The following is a 293-nucleotide window of genomic DNA, read 5'->3' on the forward strand; positions in this document are numbered from 1 at the left end:
CGGACAGCGACTCCACCGCCTGCCCGATGTTCTGCAGCGTGCCCACACCCAGATCGCTCATGTGCCGCTTGGCCTCGGAGCGCATCTTGCCCCGGTCCAGCATCCGGAACACCGAGCCGAGCACCCCCGGCTTGCGCTCCTCCCGGCCCAGGAACAGGTTGTCGGCGATGTCCAGCCCGGGGGCCACCGCCAGGGTCTGGTACACCGTCTCGATACCGGCCGCGCGCGCGTCCATCGGCGTACGGAAATGGACCTGCTTGCCGTCCAGGAAGATCTGGCCCTCGTCCGGGATG

At 68.9% G+C, this 293-nt stretch carries 1 pseudogene; it reads right to left on the reverse strand.

What is annotated here, in order from left to right:
- Positions 1-293: pseudogene (locus tag IH26_RS61860) on the reverse strand (sugar ABC transporter ATP-binding protein); the annotation flags it as partial.

This window comes from Actinoplanes subtropicus, assembly GCF_000721705.1.
Taxonomy (GTDB): Bacteria; Actinomycetota; Actinomycetes; order Mycobacteriales; family Micromonosporaceae; genus Actinoplanes; species Actinoplanes subtropicus.